We start from the raw sequence: 16391 nt of genomic DNA, 5'->3' as shown, positions 1-16391 counted from the left end.
ATGTCCCGCTCCCTGCCCCGCCTCGCCCTCGCTCTGCTGCTCGCAGGGGGAGGCTCCGCCTGGGGCGCGGAGACCTTCCGGGTCGAGGGCCTGCCGCGGGACGACAGCCTGACGATCCGCGAGACGCCGGATGCGGGCGCGCCGGCCCTTGGACAGATCCCGGTCGGGCGCCGGGTGCTCGGCTTCGGCTGCACCAACGAGACGCCGAGCGGGCTGACATGGTGCCGGGTGAAGTTCGACCGCACCCTCGGCTGGGCGCGGCGGCGCTACCTGACGCCGGATTGAGATCCGAGCCGACGTCCCGGACGACGAACACAGGCGCGGCATCCCCGAACAGCGGGCTCCGGTGATCTCACGGCACCGCGTGGAGCGCCTCGGCGAGGAAATTGACCACGCGTTTCAGCTCGACCGGCTTCTGGAGACGCTCCACATCCGCGAAATCCGGCGGAATCACCCCCTCGTCGTAACCGGTGATGAACACGAACGGCACGCCGCGCTCCCGAAGCAGGGCCGCCAGGGTGAAGGACGGCCCTGAGCCGAGATTGATATCCACCAGCGCCGCCGCCAGCGCACCTTCGTCGAGCGCCTCGCGCGCCGCCTCCTCGCTGGGGCAGGGGCCGACCACCTCCGCACCCGCTCCCTGAAGCGCGCGTGCCGTATCGGTGGCGAGATAGTAATCGTCCTCCACCACGAGGATGCGATAGCCGCTCAGGTCTGGTTGACCGGTCATGTCGAGCGCTCCTCCGAACACGGTCGCGCGTTGCGGGGCATCGGTTTCTAGAATGCTGGCGCCGACGCGGAGCGGGAATTCGAGGCGGCACCGCGCCCCCTCCGGACCGATCTCCAGGCGGCCGCGCCCCCCGAGTTCGTAAGGCAGGCGCCCCTCGATTAGTTCGCGGCCAAAACCGCGGCGCGCACCGGTGCGGCCATTTGCCTCGTGTTCAGCTGCAATCTTCGCTTTCGGCACGCCATCTTCCGCCCAATCGAAGCCGAGCCAGGCCTCGCCCTTCTTCTCGAACAAGGACCAGCGCACCCGCACGCGGCCCTCCGACACCGACAAGGCTCCATATTTCAGGGCGTTGGTCGCCAGTTCGTGAACGGCGAGGGTCAGGATCTCCGCCGCCTTGGGCGAGAGTTCGACTTTGGGTCCCGACAGATCGTACTGGTCCGCGCGCAGGTCCTGGGCGTCGATCTCGTCGCGGACGATGGTGGCGACCAGCACACCGGCATTGGGAGAGCGGGTCAGCAGGGCCTGCACGCGGGCCAGCGACAGGAGGCGCCCTCCCACCAGGGACGCGTAGTCGGATACGGTCTCCGCCCGCTCGCCCGTGCGGGCGACGATCGAGCGGGTCACCGCCATGATGTTGCGCACCCTGTGCTGCAGCTCGGCGAGCAATACGGCCTGATGGTCGACCAGCAACTTGGCCTCAGTCATGTCGGAGGAAAGACCGCCGATGCGCCGCACCCGGCCCTGCTCGTCGCGCAAGGGGAACAGGGTGCTGCGGATCCAGCGGAAGGCGCCGTCGCTCGGCCGCTGGATGCGGAACTCGTTCAGCAGCGATTGGCCGGTCGCTGCCCGCTGCAGGTTCTGCAGGGCGTGCTCGCGATCCTCCGGCAGCATGTGGCTTGCCCACCGCCGGATATCGGGGCCGAGCACGCTGGGTTCGATGCCGTAGACCGTCCGCAGGGCCGGACTCACGTACTCCATCGCGAGAGTCTCCGCATCGCGGATCCAGAGGACGTCGGAGGAGGCCTCGGCGAATTGCCGGAAACGCTCCTCGCTCTCGCGCAGGCGCAGTTCCGCCCGCTTGCTGCGCAGGGCGTGCCAGATCGCGGGCGCCAGCGCTTCCGCCGCCTCCAGGTCCTCCGAACGGTAGCCGCCCGGGCGGTTGCCGAGCCCGATCATACCCCGCGTCCTGTCGCCCTGCTTCAGCGGCACGCCGAGGAAGGCCGTCAGCGGCAGGTGGCCGGCCGGCGTGCCGACGCGGTCGGGGTGGGAGGCGGGATCGTTGACGATGATGCCCGCGCCGTCCTGCAACACCCGCCCGTAGATGCCATGAATCGCGAGCCCCAGGGCCGACTTGCCCATCGGGACGCGGTCATCTCCGTCCGATGTGCGCGCGGCGTAGCGGGCCCGGCTCCGGTCGCTGAAGAACAGGCCGTCGAGGCGCCCGGTGGTCTTGTCGATCTCGCCCATGAAGCCGATGGCGCTGCCCGTCAGCTCCTCGGCGACATCGAGGGAGATGCGCGCCAGTTCCTCCTCCGAGGAGGCGCCGAGCGTCTCGCTGAAGACGAGGTTGATCGCTTGGAGAACGGCGTTGTTGCGCCTGATGCGCTCCTCGGCAAGGCGCCGCTCGGTGACGTCGATCGAGACGCCGACGAAGCGCCCGTCCTCCAGCGGGCGGCCTGACGTGCTGAGCCAGCGGTACTGCCCGTCGGCACGGCGGAGCCGGGCCTCGTCGGTGAAGCAATGGCGCTGCGCAAACGCCCCTTGGAAGAGAGAAAGGTGTCGCTCGGCATCCTCGGGATGCAGGAACTTCTGCCAGCCATGCCCCGCCACGGCCTCGAAGCCGACTCCGAAGAAGTCGAGATAGTGGTCATTGACGAGGATCGCGCCGCTCGAATCCGCGTCCCAGATCAGGACGGGTGCGGCATCGGCCATGGTGCGCAGGCGAATGTCGGCCTCGCGCGCCGTCTTCTCCGCACGGGCCCGCTCCATCGCCGCCCAGGTGCGCTCGCCGATCTCGGTGGCCAGCGTGATCTCCGCGGGGGTCCATTCTCGCGGTGTCGTCATGGAGATCGCAAGTGCGCCGACGAGGCGGTCCTGCTTCGCCAGCGGAATGCCGAGCAGGCTCACGACACGATCGGCCAGCACCTTCTCCCGGCAGTCGTCGGGGACCAGGGGGGATGTCTGCACGTCCGTGATCGCGATCGGCTGGCCCTGACGCTGATGGGGCATCGCCCAACCGACGAGGCTGAGGGGATATTTCCCGGCTCGCGAGGGGAGACCTGCGCGCGCAAAATCCTGTGCGATGATCGCGAAACCCTCCGCCTCGTACAGGTTGAGGTAGTACGTGTAGTCGGCCTGAAGGTGCTCACCGAGCAAGCGGCAGGCCACGGCCTGGACTTCGAGCGGATCGGCCAGGGGGCGCAGCGCGTCGCTGAGGCCGAGCACGAAGGCCTGCTGCTCCTCGCGCTCGAGCAAGGCCCGCTCGACGAGGACGCGATCGGTCGTCTCGAAGGCCGAGAGATAGAACCCGGCGAAGCCTCCCGCTTCGTCCCGCAAGGGCGTCCACTGAGACGTGAACCAGCCGAAGGGTCGCTCCGGCCGCGCAGGCAGATCCCAGTAGCGATCAATGATCTGACGAGCCTGCCCCTGTCGTATCGAGTGGACGATGCCGTCGCTTTCCGGCTTTGGCCAGACTTTCGTGAACGGGCGGCCAAGGGGTGGCGGATCGCTGAAGTTGTCGATCGCGTCGAAACTGTCGTTATGGATTACCGTAAGTTCAGGTCCCCAGGCGATCGCGGCCGGCAAAGGAGAGCCGAGCATCAACTCGACCATCGTCCTCAAGCTCTGCGGCCAATCAGCAATGGCACCAAGAGGTGTCCGTGCCCAATCGTAAGCACGAATACGCGCGGACATTCCCGCACCGGTTGGCCATTCGCTGCCTACTCGACACATCCTTATGTGAAAGACATGCTCCGATCCAAAAGTCACCTAGCGTTCTGTATCAATCACGCAACGGTGTCGGACGGGATCGAGAGGAACCGTCCTTCGAACCGGGAGGCGCCCGAACCGGTCAGCGCGTCGTCGATGCGCCGGAGCTGGAGGGGGCTCCCGGCGCCCGCTGTTTCGCGGTACGGCGTCGGGCGACCCCGGCCGGGCCCGGTTCGTACGCCGCGCCCATCCCTCAACGCCAGACGAGTTCGATCCTGATGCAAGCCCTCCAGCTCTTCGGCGACCGAGATCTGCGCCTCACCGAGGTCGAGCCGCCGCCCGCGCCGGGGCCGGGCGAAGTGCAGATCCGGGTCCGGGCGGTCGGCCTCAACTTCATCGACGTATGGGGCTTTCGCGGCATGGCCTTCGCCAAGCGCAAGCTGCCGCTGACCGTCGGCGCGGAGGCGGCGGGCGAGATCGCGGCGGTCGGCGAGGGCGTCGAGGGGCTCTCCGTCGGCGATGCGGTCGTGCCCTACGGCGCGCTGACCTGCGGCCGGTGCCGCGCCTGCCAGGAGGGCCGCGACAACCTCTGCGAGGACGTCTCGGGCGTGATGGGCTTCCATCTCGACGGCTTCGCCCGCGAGCGGGTGAACCTGCCGGCCCGCCTCGTGGTGCGGGTGCCGGGCGGCGTCGATCACGTCCAGGCGGCCTGCGCCGGCATCGCCTTCGGCACGGTGCAGCACATGCTGTTCGACAACGCGCGTCTGGAGCCGGGCGAGTCGATCCTCGTCCATGCCGGCGGCTCGGGCATCGGCACGGCGGCGATCAAGATGGCCAAGGCGATCGGGTGCACCGTCTACACGACGGTGGGCGACGACGCGAAGGGTGAGAAGGCGAAGGCGCTCGGCGCCGACCACGTCGTCAACTACCGCGAGGAGCGCTTCGAGGGTGAGGTGCGGCGGCTGACCAAGCGCAAGGGCGTGGACGTGGTGTTCGAGCATGTCGGCGCCGAGACGTGGAACGGCTCGCTGCTCTGCCTGAAGCGCGGCGGGCGGCTCGTCACCTGCGGCTCGACCTCGGGCGTCTCGGTGCAGATGAACCTGATGCAGTTGTTCCAGCAGCAATACCGCATCACCGGCTCGTTCGGCTGCCGCATCGCCAATATGAGCCAGAGCCTCGACAAGATGGCCGCCGGCCTGACCCCGGTCATCGACACGGTGCTGCCGCTCGCCGATTTCGCCAGCGGCCTGGAGCGCCTGGAATCGCGGAAGGTATTCGGGAAGATCCTCGTGACGCTCTGATCGCCGCTTGATCGAAGCGGGGACCGTATCGCTCCGCCCGCGCGGCGCCTGACGGAAGGCACCCATCGCGTTATCGCGATGGGATCCCACCCGAAGATCAAAGCGTTCAGGCGAAGAGCCGGCTGCCGAGGCCGGGAAGATCGCGAACACTGTCCGCCACATGGCCCGCGAGCGCCCGCGCCGCCGGCCCGGCACCGTCGCGCAGGCGCATCAGCACATCGTAGCTGCCGAGCGGCGGCAGGGCCGTGATCCGCTGGAAGGGTGGCCGCGCGACGCTCAGGGGGAGCGGCGCCACCGCGAGGTCCGCCTCCACCGCCGCGATCTGTCCCTGGCAATGCTCGCTCGTATAGGCGACCCGGTAGGCGATGCCCGCCTGATCGAGGGCGTCGAGCGCCGCCGCCCGCCACGTGCAGCCGCTCTGGCAGAGCGCGAGCGGCAAGGGGCGGCGCGCCTCGGCGAGGCCGCCGCGCAGGCCGACCCAGACCAGATCCTCCGAATGGACCACCTGCGCCGCGCGGTCCGACGGGAGGTGGCCGGCATAGAGCACGAGATCGAGCGCGCCGTCGGCGATGGCCTCCACCAGAAGGCGGCTCGCATCGAGCCGGACATCGACCTCGACCTGCGGATGGGTGGCGGCAAACCGGCGCAACATCGCCGGCAGGGCGAACAGGCCGGAATCGTTGGGCGCGCCGAAGCGCACCCGCCCCTCCATCGGCGGCGCGTCGAAGAAGGTCACTACCTCATCGTTCAAGGCGAGCAGGCGCCGGCCGAGGCCGAGCAGCGCCTCGCCGTCCGCCGTCGGCACGACGGCGCGCGGCTGGCGCAGGAACAGCGCCCGGCCCAGACGCGCCTCCAAACGCTTGACCTGAAGGCTGATCGCCGAGGACGTGCGCCCGACCCGCTCGGCCGCGCGGGCGAAGGTGCCGGCCTCGCAGATCGTCACGAAGGTACGGATGAGATCGAGATCGAGGTTCGACGGATTGAGCGCATTCACGGCGGCGATGATCCTGCTGCGGCAGCTTCGTCCTTCCGATGAGCATTCCTCATCGTTTCCGTGAGATCAATTCGTTCGATTCATCGCGCGACACGCCCCATTCTGTCCGTCGCAACAGCGGAGACAGCCATGATCGGACGCTTGGAACGGACCCTGCAGCGGGGGATCGCCCGCCTCGCGGCCGGATGGCACCGATACCGGCCGGGGGCCTCGCGCGACGGGCGGGGTAAGCCGATCGCGGAGGACCTGTCCGGTCTCGACGCGCGGCTTCTGGCCGATCTCGGCGTGACGCGATCCGGCAAGGCGCTTCCTGGCGGAGACGGGCCGCCGCGTCAGCGCAGGCAGATGAGGACGAGACCGCCGATCATCAGCGCGCAGCCGAGGATGCGCCAGGGGTCGGCGGTGTGCTGGACAAACCCGACCCAGCCGAAATGATCGAGCAGAACCGAGGTGACGATGGCGGCCGTCACCGTGATGCCGGTGAACACCGCCGCCCCCAGCCGCTCGGCGATGAAGATCGTGGCGAGCACGTAGGTTGCACCCATCGCCCCACCGAGCCACGCCCACCACGGCACGCCCGCAAGCCGCTGGCTCCCCGGCCAGCCGATCCCGATGAAGGGCGCGGCCGCAAGATAGACCGCGACATTGGCCGCGGTGACGACGAGGGCCGCGAGGATCGGCTGATCGAGCGCCTTGTTCAGAGAGGCGTTGGCGCCCGACTGCACCGTGTTGAGGATGCCGGCGATGGCGGCCGCGGCGGCGATGAGAAACGGCATCGTTCGGCTCCGCAGGGTGTCAGAGTGTCTCGAACACTGCCCGATCAGCGAACGTGCCCCGTCCGGGTGCGGTGGCGCAGGGGGCGTGAGAGACAGGTCAGGCCCCGCGCACGGTCATGTCCGGGTTGAGATCGAGCCAGCGGCGCTCGCGGGCGGCCCGGTAGAGCGCCTCGATCAGGCGCACGTCGCGCAGGCCCATCTCGCCCGGCGTGCTGATCGCCGCGCCCTCCGTCACGGCTTGCGAGAAATGGTCGATCTCGCCGGTGAACTGGGCAGCGCTCGTCTCTTTCGTCAGGATTTCCTCCGCCCGCTTCGCGTTCGAAACGACGAGGCGGTTGCCCTGATAGGCGGTGGCCGGATCGAGGGTGGCGACGAGCCGGTCGCCCCAGAGGTCGATCCGCTTCTTGTTGGCCGTATAGCCCGAGGACATCGTCGCCCGCCGGCCCGAGGGGAAGGCGAGTTCGGCGGTGAACACGTTCTCGACCTCCGCGAAGCGGGGATCATCGGGCGGTGCCTGCATCGACGCCGCGACGGCGTTCGGACTCTCGCCGAAGAACCATTGCAGCCCGTTGAGACTGTAGATCCCGATATCGACGAGCGAGCCGCCGCCGGCCACCGACCGTTTCATCCGCCACTGGTCGCGGGGAAGCGCGGGGTCGAGGGGCCGGTGATGGTCTGACGTCGCGAACCAGACCTGTCCCAGTTCGCCCGCGTCGAGCATCTCCTTGGCGCGGAGGTTGTGCGGCTCCCAATGCGCCCGGTAGGCGATCATCAGCTTGCGGCCGGCGGCCTTGGCGGCGTCGATCATCCGCTGGCACTCGGCCGGCGAGTTCGCCATCGGCTTTTCGCAGAAGACGTGCTTGCCCGCCTCGAACGCCTTCACCGTCAGCTCGGCATGGGTGGAATTGGCGGTGACGATGTAGACCACGCCGACCGCGTCGTTCTCGGCGAGCCGGCTCATGGTGTCGTAGCCGTAGAGCGCACTCTCCTTGACGCCGTAGCGCGCGGCCACGCCCTTCGCCTTCTCGGCGCTGCCCGAGACGAGGGCAACCGCCCGCGAGCGGCGGGCACGGGCGAGGGCGGGCAGGACATAGCCCTGCGCATAGTCACCGAGGCCGACCACCGCCCAGCCGACCTGGCGGTCGAGCGGGAGGGGCGGCTCCGCCTCCAGCTTCGGCTCGGGCCGCCCGACCGGCCCGGTCGGGATACCGCTCCCGCCGCCCTGCGCGGCGGCGCGGCTGCCGGCGATGGCGGCGCCGAGGCCGGCGGCTCCTCCGGCCAGGAACCGGCGGCGGGAGTTAGCGGGAATGCGCAAACGGAGGTCTCCTGGCAAAGGTCGAAGGCGTCGGGGCCTTGACCGGCAACGCCCGACTCTCGCGTTCCGTGCCGCGGCATGGTGTCATCAACTCAAGATGGAACAGCCCGCCGGGCGGTTCCTCCGGGGCCCGTCAGCGCCGCGGCGTCGGGCGCCAATCCTCGGGCGCCATCTCGAAGCCGGAGAACGCGAAGCCCGGCGAGACCGTGCAGCCGACGAGCGTCCAGGCGCCCAGACTCGTCGCGGTCTGCCAGTGGCCCGCGGGGACCACGATCTGCGGACGCTGGCCGCGCAGGAGGTCGGGCCCGAGATGGTGGGCGGAGGCGTCGTGGCCGTTGGGGCTCATCGTGATCACCATCGGCGCGCCGGCATGCCAGTGCCAGATCTCGGCCGCATCCACCCGGTGCCAGGCCGAAGTCTCGCCGAGGCCGAGCAGGTAGTAGATCGCGGTGCCGACCGAGCGCCCCTCGACCGTGCGGGGGTCGCGAAACGTCTCGCGGAAATGCCCGCCCTCCGGATGGGGCTTCAACCCCAGGGTATCGATCACCTGCGCGGCCGTCAGCGTGTCGCTCATGGCGTTTCTTCTTCCCTCTCGTCGCAGCGGACCAGCCAACCGCGATAATGCACGAGCAGCCCCAGGAACGGCAGGAACAGGGCCACGTCGAAGCGGAAGCGGCCCTGCGCATCGACCCGCTCGCTCGCCTGCGTCGTCGGCCGCAAGAACCGCGGCAGGGAAAGCGGGCCGAGCCGCCAGCCCGTCACCGCCATGTCGAGCCCGTCGGCATGGGCCCTCACCGCGAGATCCATCGCGAACGGGCCGAAACGCTCGCGCACCCGCCCGCTCCCGTCGGGGCCGGCGCGCCGCATCCGGCTGGAGAAGCGGCGGCTCGGGAAATGGCGCGTCCAGCGTTCCGAACCGGCGTCGAGGTCGGGCTCCATCGTCACGCGGATCGGCCCATCCTCCAGGGCGGGCGGCAAGCGGAACAGCCCGGCAACGAGGGCGACCAGGGGGCCGCGCCCGCGCACCACCGCGGCCCGGCCGCAAAAGGCGCCATCGCCCACCGCGCCGTGCAAGAGGCGCACCGCGTCGGGCATCCGCGCGAACCCATCCCCGAGCACGCGCTCGAACAGCGGCACGGGGTGATCGGTGTCGCAGCGAGTGCGGATCGAGAGGCGCGCCATCTCCGCCTCGATCGCCGCGAGCGGGAGCACGCCGACACAGGGGCGGGCACCGGGCGGGATCGGCGCGGCGGACGGATCGGTGAGCCGGCGGATCGCGGCGAGCGCGGGCAGGGTCGGGACATAGGGCCCGTCGCCGGCTTCCGCGACGAGGCTCCACACGGCGCGGACCGGCCGGCCGGTCGCGTCCGTTCCCAAAACTTCGACGCTCATGCCGCCCCGGTCGCTGCCGAACCGGTCGAGCCAGCCGGCGATCGCCAGGAAGGGGCGGGCGAAGGGCACGAGCGAGGGCAGCAGCCGCCAGCGCACCGGCAGGCTCGCGAGGCTCAGGCCCAGATGCAGCAGGGGCAGTTCGAGCCCGGCGCGGAACAGGGCCGTGCGCAAGGCGGGGAAACGGGCGGGAAGGATGTCGAGGTCGGGCGTCTCGCACAGACTGGCGAAGCGCCGGCCGAGGCCCGGCACCGCGATCCGGCCGAGCAGGCCCCAGCCGGGCCGGTTCTGCCACGTCCCGGCACGCAGCACCCGCACCGGCTGCCCGGCATAGGAGAGGATCGCCCGCATCACCGAGAGGCCGCGGGGCGCCCGGTTGCCCGGCACGATGGCGACCCGCACCGTCTCGACCGTGCGCCAGCCCGCGGTGAGCGCATCGAGCGCCGCATTCGACAGGGCCGGGGTCGAGCTGGCGCCGGTCAGCGCGACGACGCCCTTGCCCTGCGCTGCCGCATCGAGCCTGGGAAAGGCCGCCACGAAGTCGCGGCCGTCGGCGAGATCGAGATAGGGCAGGCCGGCCTCGATCGCCGCGCGGGCGAGCACCGGCGCCCCGCCCTGGAACGGCCCGGCGGCGTCCACCACGACCGTCGCGCCGAGCGCCCGCAACTGCGCCGCATCCGCCTCGGTCGCGTCGAGGCGTGCCGCCCGCCCGCGTCCATCCGGCAGGGTGCGAGCCACGACCTCCGCCTTGGCGACATCGCGGCCGGCGACGATCACGCGCAGATCGGTGGTCGCAGCGAGCCCGGCGATGAGCCGCGCCCCGAAGGCGCCGGCCCCGCCCACCACGAGGATCACGGGTCCGCTCAGGGAATCGCTCCCTGCGGCAAGGCCGAGCCCGGCGCCCGCGGCGGCGTGAGATTTTGCGGGGCGCCGCCGGCCGGGGGCTGCACCGCCCGGCCCACGCTCGCGGCTTTCGCGGCCGCCTGCGCGGCGGCCTTGGCCGCCTTTTCCGCCTTCTCCGCCTCCGCTGCGACCGCTTCGGGGGTCGGCGCCATGCGGCGGGCCTTCGGCGGCGGCAGGAGCCTGCCCGAGGGCGCGGTGCCGCATTCGCGGAAGCGCAGCTCGGCCAGGGGCGTGCCCGTTTCCGCGTTGATCGGCAGGCTGTCGGGGAGGGCCACGAGGGAGGTGTCCCACTGGATCCGGCCGCCGATGGTCCCCTCCAGCGTGGCCGGCGACGCGCCCCGGCGCAGGGACAGCAGGTCCGGCCCGTAGGCGGTGGCGACCTTGCCGGCGACCACGACCTGCAGCACGCGGGTCACATCGGGCGTCAGCGGACGCAGGGGGTTGTCGATGGTGATGCGGCCGCTGCGGGTCACCCACAGCTCGGTATTCTTGTCGCCCTGATAGCGGACAGCCTGTCCCGGATCGCAGGCGACCGGCGGCGCGGCAAAGTTCATCCCCGTGGGCGAGGGGAGAGCGGAGGGAATCGGGTTCGCGGCCGGTTCGGCGGGCGGCGTGTCGGCCGACGTCGCGGGCTCGGTCCGGGCCGGCGCGGGTTTGGCCTGCGGCTTCGGGCGGGGCTTGGGCCGTACCTTGCGCTTGGGCGCCTCCGGCACCGCCTCGGCGGGCGCCGGGGCCGCCTCGTCCTGTGCCACGACCTTGGAAATCAGGCCGGGGACGAGCGCCGTCCAGGCCGCCGCGAGGGCGGCGAGCAGGCCGACCCGCCTCATCGGGCCGCCCGGTCCTTCGCCTCGGAGGGCGGGAGCGGGTCCGGCTCGAGCGTCTGCTTCAGCACTTGGTTCTGCTGGTCGAGAAGTTGATCGAGCATCCGGCTATCGAGTTCTTCCGCTTGAAACGTTCGAGGCTCTCCGCCCTCGGGCGCATCGACCGTTTCGCCGTCGATGACGTGACCGTCAATGAGATCGCCATCGCGGATCGGGTCGTCGAGAACGCGAGCATCGAGAACCTGCGCCCCGCGGTCGATCGGGCTCGGCTGAGACGGGATCAGCGCCTTCACGACGGCATCCGCATCGTCGGCCCATTCCTCCTCGCGGGGAAGGCGCAGGGGCGGCCGGGGCGGCCCCTTGGAGAGCGTTACCACGAAGACGCAGGCGAGCAGGGTCGCCGCCGCCGCGGCAAGGATCACCAGGGTTTCCATGATCGTCCCGACCTTAGACCGGATCGCACGCCGTTGCACGCGCAGGAGGCTTCGGCCTTGCCGAGGCAGCGAGCGGGGAGAGGGCCAGGGTTGGCGGCACTTTTCGCAATCGAGCCGCGCGATCACGCCGACACGTCTTCCCTCCACATCCCCGTCTACCCCCCTTGCCGGAACGGTCCTTGCGTCTCGGGCCGAAGGGTGAGAACCGCGTGGTCGACGCCGTCCGACGGTCACCGGCCGCTCACGCCCAGGAACGCTCGATGCCCCTCGAAGACCCCCGCTCCGGCCCGCCGCAATCCTCGATGCCGAACGCCTCGATGCCGACATCCGGGCACCCGACCGCCGCGTCCGCACGGCCCACGGATCGCGATTTGGAAGCCGAGCTTCTCGACCTCGTCGCCCGCACCCGCGAGCAGGCGAGCGAGGACCCGTTCCGCAACCCCGTTCTCGCCGTCACGCTCGCCATCACCCGCCGGCTCGACCGGGACGAGATCGGGGAATCGGATCTCGACGCCCTGCTCGCCACCCTGCGGCGGCGGGCGCTGACAGACAGGGCTGAGCGGCTGCGCGCCTATGTCGGCCTCGACACCGACGCCGCCACGGGGGAGGCGGCGCCCGCGGTGGAGGTCGCGAACCGGCTCGTGGCGGCGGTGGCGCGGGGCTCGGGCGATTTCGACGCGTTCCGCGAGCGCGTCGGCCGCACCGCTTTTGCGGCGGTGTTCACGGCGCACCCCACCTTCGGCATGCCGCGGGCCGTGGCCGAGTTGATCGCGCGGGCCGCCTCGCTCGCCGATGCCGACCGGCGCGCGCCGATCATCGGCGAAGCCGCCGCCCGCTCGACCCGGCCCGATCCGCAGATCAGCCTCGACGACGAATTCGAGCAGGCCTGCGTCGCCGCCAACCACGGCCGTGCGGCGATCGACGCCTTCAACGGCGCGATCCTCGATGCCGCCCGCGCCCGCTGGCCGGATCGTTGGACCGAGCTGGTGCCCAAGCCGCTGGCCATCGCGAGCTGGGTCGGCTGCGACACCGACGGTCGCACCGATATCGGCTGGTGGGACACGATGCGCTACCGGCTGATTTCCAAGCGCATGCAGTTCGACCGGCTGATGCGCGACCTGCCGGACGTGCCGGCCACCCGCGTGGTGCGCGAGCTGACCGCGGGCGCGCGGGACGCCGTCGAGCGTCAGCTCGCGGGCGCGCCGCTGCTCGGCACCAAGCCCTCGCTGGAAGCGGTCCACCGCTTCGCGCTGGCCCTCATCATCGAGCGCGAGCGCGCGCAGACCGATGCCGGGCCGATCCTGGCCGGGCTGGCCGCGGCGATCGGCGCCGCCGAGACCGATGCGGACCGCCGCGCCATCGCCGTGCTGCGCTCAGGCATTGCCGCCCACGGCCTCTCGAACGCCCTGCCGCATTTCCGGCTCAACGCCAGCCAGATCCACAACGCGGTGCGCCGGGTCATCGATCTCGAGGGCGAGCCGACCGACGCGGCGCAGCGCCGCTCGCACCTCTCGGCGATCAACACGCTGCTCAACGACGTGCGCCCCGTGCCCGTCGATTTCGGAGCGCTCGCCGCCGAGCGCGCCTCGGCCGCGCGGCTGATGATGACGATCACCCAGATCCTCAAGCATGTCGACGGCACGCACCCGGTGCGCTTCCTCATCGCCGAGACCGAGACCGGCTACACCCTGCTCTCCGCGCTCTGGCTCGCGCGCCATTACGGCATCTCGGACAAGCTCGAGATCACGCCGCTGTTCGAGACCGCGAGCGCGCTCGAACAGGGCATCCGCGTCCTCGACGACGCCCTGCGCAACCCGCACTGGCGCAACCACCTCAAGCGCCTCGGCCGGCTCTCGGTCCAGTTCGGCTACTCGGATTCCGGGCGCTATGTCGGCCAGTTGGCGGCCACCTTCTGGATCGAGCGGCTGCGCCTGCGCATCACCGAGCTGATGACGCAGAACGGGCTCTCCGACATCGAACTCGTCATCTTCGACACCCACGGCGAATCGATCGGCCGGGGTGCCCACCCAACGAGCCTCCGCGACCGCCTCGCCTATCTCGCGCCGGAGGATTCGCGCCAGCGCAACGCGAAGGCGGGCATGCGCGAGCGGCTCGAATCGAGCTTCCAGGGCTCGGACGGCTACCTGATGTTCGGTTCGCCCGAACTGGCGGGCGCCTCGGTGGCGCGCATCGCCGAGCACGTCTTCGCCGACGCGCTGACCGAGGACGACGCCTTCGCCGATTACGCGCTCAACGACCGGGCCGCCGCACCCACCACGGACCCGATCTACGAAGAGGCCGACTTCGCCGCCGAGTTCTTCCGCGTTGTCCGCCAGGACATGGAAACCCTGGTCGATGATCGCGGCTACGCCGCCCTTCTCGGCACCTTCGGCCCGAGTCTGATCGACCGCACCGGCTCGCGCCCCGTTGCGCGCCAGTCGGATGGCGGGGGCCCGGCCGCGATCACCCATCCGCGGCAGATGCGGGCGATCCCCAACAACGCGATCCTGCAGCAGCTCGGCTATCTCGCGAACTCGCTGCACGGCGTCGGCCGCGCCGCGCACCGGGCGCCGGAGCTGTTCCGGCATATGCGGACGAACTCGGTGCGCTTCTCCCGCGCCTTCCGCCTCGTGCAGCACGCCGCCAGCGTCGGCGACCTCGACGTCATGCGCGCCTATATCGACACGCTCGATCCGGCCGTGTGGCTGGAGCGGGCCCGGCGCACCCGGCGCGACGCGCGGCGCGACGAGCTCGTCACCATCGCCGCCGCGCTGGAGCGGCTGAACCTCTCGCCCGACCTGCGCCGCCTGTTCGGTCGTCTCACCCGCGACGGGCTTCTGCTCCAGGCCGCGGCGCCGGATCTGGCGGCGATGTCGACCCGGCTGGCCCTGCTCCACGCGATCCGTCTCGCGCTGATCCACCGGATCTGGTTCCTGGCCGCCCACATTCCGAGCTTCCGCCCGCAGGCGGGCCTGACCCGCGAGGCGCTGCTGGAGCGCTTCCTGCGCCTCGACATCGACGGCTGCCTGAAGCTGCTCGACGAGATCTACCCCGTGACCCCCGACCCGACGCTCGGCCTGAACTTCGGCGAGCCGCCGGGCCCGCGCGACGTCGGCACCTACGAGACCGAGCACAACACGCTGTTCGGCCCGATCCGGCGGATGTTCGAGCGGGTGCGGGAGATCTCGGGGATCATCCAGCACGAGGTCGGCGCGTTCGGCTGAAACCGAGAGGCAAGGGCACAATCAAGAGCAAGGGGGGCTCGTTGCCCCCCTCGGGCCGTATCCGACCCCATTGCATCGGGCCGAATATGACTCCAGCCCGTGGTTGTGACGCGCATTCTTTCGACGAACCGGTGACCACTTCGTCGGAATGCGCTTCAGCTGGCCTCAGTGCTTCATCATGCTCTCGAAGCTCTCATGGGGCTCGACCTTGCCGGCGAAGCGCGCGAGCCGGCTCAGGCTCGGCTCCGCGAGGCCGCCGGCATTGGCGTAGGTGGCGAGCGCGAAGCTCACCAGCAGCTCGGCCTCCTCGAGGGTCATCGCCCGCCCGCTCAGGGTGCTGGCCGCGCCGCGCACCGCGAGCACGGCTTGGCGGAAGGCGGGGTCGTTCTTCAGTTCGTCCAGGCGACTCATCGGGCGTCCTCGGGGCCGTACTTGGTGTTGGGTGATCCTGCCGACAGGGCCGGCCGTGCGGATTCACGCATGAAACGCGCGCCACCCCGTCCCGTCTCCGGCGGGAGGCAGCCTCAGCGTGCCTTTCAAGACTCCCGATCACCGACCGTCACCCCTTCGGACCTGACGGTGGGGCGGGAATTTGCTGAGAGACACCAAGCGCGGCTTAAGTGAACCACGCCCGAACGCAAACCTCGCTTGGCCGGCAGCGCGGTGCGGTTGCTCCAGCGCGCCCCTCGCCATCAGCGCGGGCAGCGATACATTCCGCGGGACATTCCGCGGGCGCGAAGGCTGCGGGTCGCGAGCGGAGGGGCACCATGGACGGTATCGGCACTGGCATCGACTGGGACGAGACCAACGAGCCTGCCTATCTCGATGGCCGCCGGGCTGCCGAGCGGCGCGAGGGGGCGGACAGCAACCCGCACGAATCGGGCTCGGACGATCACCGGCTCTGGCAGGCGGGCCACGCCTCGGTGACGGCGCCCGACGTCGTCGCCGACAAGGTCGGCGACTTCGCCTGAGATGCCGCCCCGGAACCTTCACGTGGGACAAGCGTCCCCGTCTCGGTCCCTCTCGGGCAACCTCCGCTGGACGGTCGCGGTCGGAGGATTCGGGATCGGTGACGGGGCATCCTGAGATCCAGGCGAGGGAGCGGCGATGCGGGTGCTGGAGACGCCGGATGGGCGCTACATCGTCGTGCACGGCCGGCTGTGGCGGCGCCATCGGCCGGATCTCGAACCGTTGCAGCGCGACCGCTTGGTCCGCGACCTGATGGATGCTCGCCGCGGGGTGCGCGCGGCCAAGCGCTCCGGCGACGAAGCGGCACTCGTGCATGCCCGCGCGGCCGTCGATGCCGCCAAGCACGGGCTCGGCGAACGCGGCCCCGTCTGGTGGACGGACGGAACGCCCGACCTCAACCGGCGCATGATCGCCAACACGCCCTATGCCGCGTGGTACACGGCCCTGCCCGCCGCCGTGAAGCTCGAGCACGAGCGCCGCTGAGAACGGGGCGGGGCCAGCATTTGACACAGCCCTGATGTGCGCGACCGCACAGACGATTCCGAGCGATCGCTCGGGGTACGGCCGATCGACGCCTCGGGACGCCGATGCGACGGACACAGCCGGG

General features: G+C 70.7%; 14 protein-coding genes. 5 read left to right on the top strand and 9 right to left on the bottom strand.

Features of this window, described 5'->3' with window-relative positions:
• A complete protein-coding gene (locus tag Y590_RS22505; protein WP_060771807.1) occupies positions 1-285 on the top strand; it encodes an SH3 domain-containing protein in 285 nt (94 codons plus the stop codon).
• Between the two features lie 67 nt (positions 286-352).
• Here Y590_RS22505 and Y590_RS22500 read toward each other — a convergent pair whose 3' ends face one another.
• Positions 353-3562, bottom strand: a complete 3210-nt coding sequence (locus Y590_RS22500; RefSeq protein ID WP_060771806.1) for a GAF domain-containing protein — start codon at positions 3560-3562, stop codon at positions 353-355.
• Between the two features lie 374 nt (positions 3563-3936).
• Here Y590_RS22500 and Y590_RS22495 point away from each other — a divergent pair, with 374 nt between their 5' ends.
• Positions 3937-4959, top strand: a complete 1023-nt coding sequence (locus tag Y590_RS22495; RefSeq protein WP_012255613.1) for a zinc-binding dehydrogenase — start codon at positions 3937-3939, stop codon at positions 4957-4959.
• A gap of 106 nt (positions 4960-5065) precedes the next feature.
• Here the strand turns inward: Y590_RS22495 and Y590_RS22490 are convergent, their stop codons facing one another.
• From Y590_RS22490 to Y590_RS22460, 7 genes are all read right to left on the bottom strand, one after another.
• Entirely contained in the window at positions 5066-5953 is an 888-nt protein-coding gene (locus Y590_RS22490) for a LysR family transcriptional regulator (RefSeq protein ID WP_060771805.1), read from the bottom strand.
• Positions 5954-6285: 332 nt separating this feature from the next.
• Positions 6286-6729, bottom strand: a complete 444-nt coding sequence (locus Y590_RS22485; protein ID WP_060771804.1) for a DMT family transporter — start codon at positions 6727-6729, stop codon at positions 6286-6288.
• Positions 6730-6826: 97 nt separating this feature from the next.
• Positions 6827-8044 (bottom strand): Gfo/Idh/MocA family protein, encoded by a 1218-nt coding sequence (locus tag Y590_RS22480; protein ID WP_060771803.1) that lies wholly within the window; start codon positions 8042-8044, stop codon positions 6827-6829.
• A gap of 133 nt (positions 8045-8177) precedes the next feature.
• Positions 8178-8618, bottom strand: coding sequence for a cupin domain-containing protein (locus tag Y590_RS22475; RefSeq protein ID WP_060771802.1), 441 nt, complete (start codon positions 8616-8618; stop codon positions 8178-8180).
• The gene (locus tag Y590_RS22470; protein ID WP_060771801.1) at positions 8615-10288 is read right to left on the bottom strand and encodes a saccharopine dehydrogenase family protein; all 1674 of its coding nucleotides are present in this window, start codon (positions 10286-10288) and stop codon (positions 8615-8617) included. The genes Y590_RS22475 and Y590_RS22470 overlap by 4 nt, the downstream gene beginning before the upstream one ends.
• An 8-nt stretch (positions 10289-10296) precedes the next feature.
• The gene (locus Y590_RS22465) at positions 10297-11163 is read right to left on the bottom strand and encodes a hypothetical protein (protein ID WP_060771800.1); all 867 of its coding nucleotides are present in this window, start codon (positions 11161-11163) and stop codon (positions 10297-10299) included.
• A complete protein-coding gene (locus tag Y590_RS22460; RefSeq protein ID WP_286161805.1) occupies positions 11160-11591 on the bottom strand; it encodes a hypothetical protein in 432 nt (143 codons plus the stop codon). The genes Y590_RS22465 and Y590_RS22460 overlap by 4 nt, the downstream gene beginning before the upstream one ends.
• Positions 11592-11851: 260 nt before the next feature.
• Between Y590_RS22460 and Y590_RS22455 the strand changes: the two genes are divergently transcribed.
• Complete coding sequence (locus tag Y590_RS22455; RefSeq protein ID WP_060771798.1) at positions 11852-14815, top strand: phosphoenolpyruvate carboxylase; 2964 nt, start codon at positions 11852-11854, stop codon at positions 14813-14815.
• A gap of 165 nt (positions 14816-14980) precedes the next feature.
• Here the strand turns inward: Y590_RS22455 and Y590_RS22450 are convergent, their stop codons facing one another.
• Entirely contained in the window at positions 14981-15226 is a 246-nt protein-coding gene (locus tag Y590_RS22450; RefSeq protein WP_060771797.1) for a hypothetical protein, read from the bottom strand.
• Between the two features lie 356 nt (positions 15227-15582).
• On the opposite strand from Y590_RS22450, the gene Y590_RS22445 reads away from it, so the two are divergent.
• Together Y590_RS22445 and Y590_RS22440 are read left to right on the top strand one after the other, a co-directional pair.
• A complete protein-coding gene (locus tag Y590_RS22445; protein WP_060771796.1) occupies positions 15583-15786 on the top strand; it encodes a hypothetical protein in 204 nt (67 codons plus the stop codon).
• Positions 15787-15922: 136 nt separating this feature from the next.
• Positions 15923-16267, top strand: a complete 345-nt coding sequence (locus Y590_RS22440) for a hypothetical protein (protein WP_060771795.1) — start codon at positions 15923-15925, stop codon at positions 16265-16267.
• Positions 16268-16391: the final 124 nt, after the last annotated feature.

Source organism: Methylobacterium sp. AMS5, from assembly GCF_001542815.1.
GTDB lineage: Bacteria > Pseudomonadota > Alphaproteobacteria > Rhizobiales > Beijerinckiaceae > Methylobacterium.
This window is presented reverse-complemented; position numbering and strand designations above follow the sequence as displayed.

Bases quoted from the DNA above. Each gene is read 5' to 3' on its own strand.
- Y590_RS22505 (WP_060771807.1), top strand. From the start codon at position 1: ATGTCCCGCTCCCTGCCCCGCCTCGCCCTCGCTCTGCTGCTCGCAGGG.
- Y590_RS22500 (WP_060771806.1), bottom strand. From the start codon at position 3,562: ATGGTCGAGTTGATGCTCGGCTCTCCTTTGCCGGCCGCGATCGCCTGG.
- Y590_RS22495 (WP_012255613.1), top strand. From the start codon at position 3,937: ATGCAAGCCCTCCAGCTCTTCGGCGACCGAGATCTGCGCCTCACCGAG.
- Y590_RS22485 (WP_060771804.1), bottom strand. From the start codon at position 6,729: ATGCCGTTTCTCATCGCCGCCGCGGCCGCCATCGCCGGCATCCTCAAC.
- Y590_RS22475 (WP_060771802.1), bottom strand. From the start codon at position 8,618: ATGAGCGACACGCTGACGGCCGCGCAGGTGATCGATACCCTGGGGTTG.
- Y590_RS22465 (WP_060771800.1), bottom strand. From the start codon at position 11,163: ATGAGGCGGGTCGGCCTGCTCGCCGCCCTCGCGGCGGCCTGGACGGCG.
- Y590_RS22460 (WP_286161805.1), bottom strand. From the start codon at position 11,591: ATGGAAACCCTGGTGATCCTTGCCGCGGCGGCGGCGACCCTGCTCGCC.
- Y590_RS22455 (WP_060771798.1), top strand. From the start codon at position 11,852: ATGCCCCTCGAAGACCCCCGCTCCGGCCCGCCGCAATCCTCGATGCCG.
- Y590_RS22450 (WP_060771797.1), bottom strand. From the start codon at position 15,226: ATGAGTCGCCTGGACGAACTGAAGAACGACCCCGCCTTCCGCCAAGCC.
- Y590_RS22445 (WP_060771796.1), top strand. From the start codon at position 15,583: ATGGACGGTATCGGCACTGGCATCGACTGGGACGAGACCAACGAGCCT.
- Y590_RS22440 (WP_060771795.1), top strand. From the start codon at position 15,923: ATGCGGGTGCTGGAGACGCCGGATGGGCGCTACATCGTCGTGCACGGC.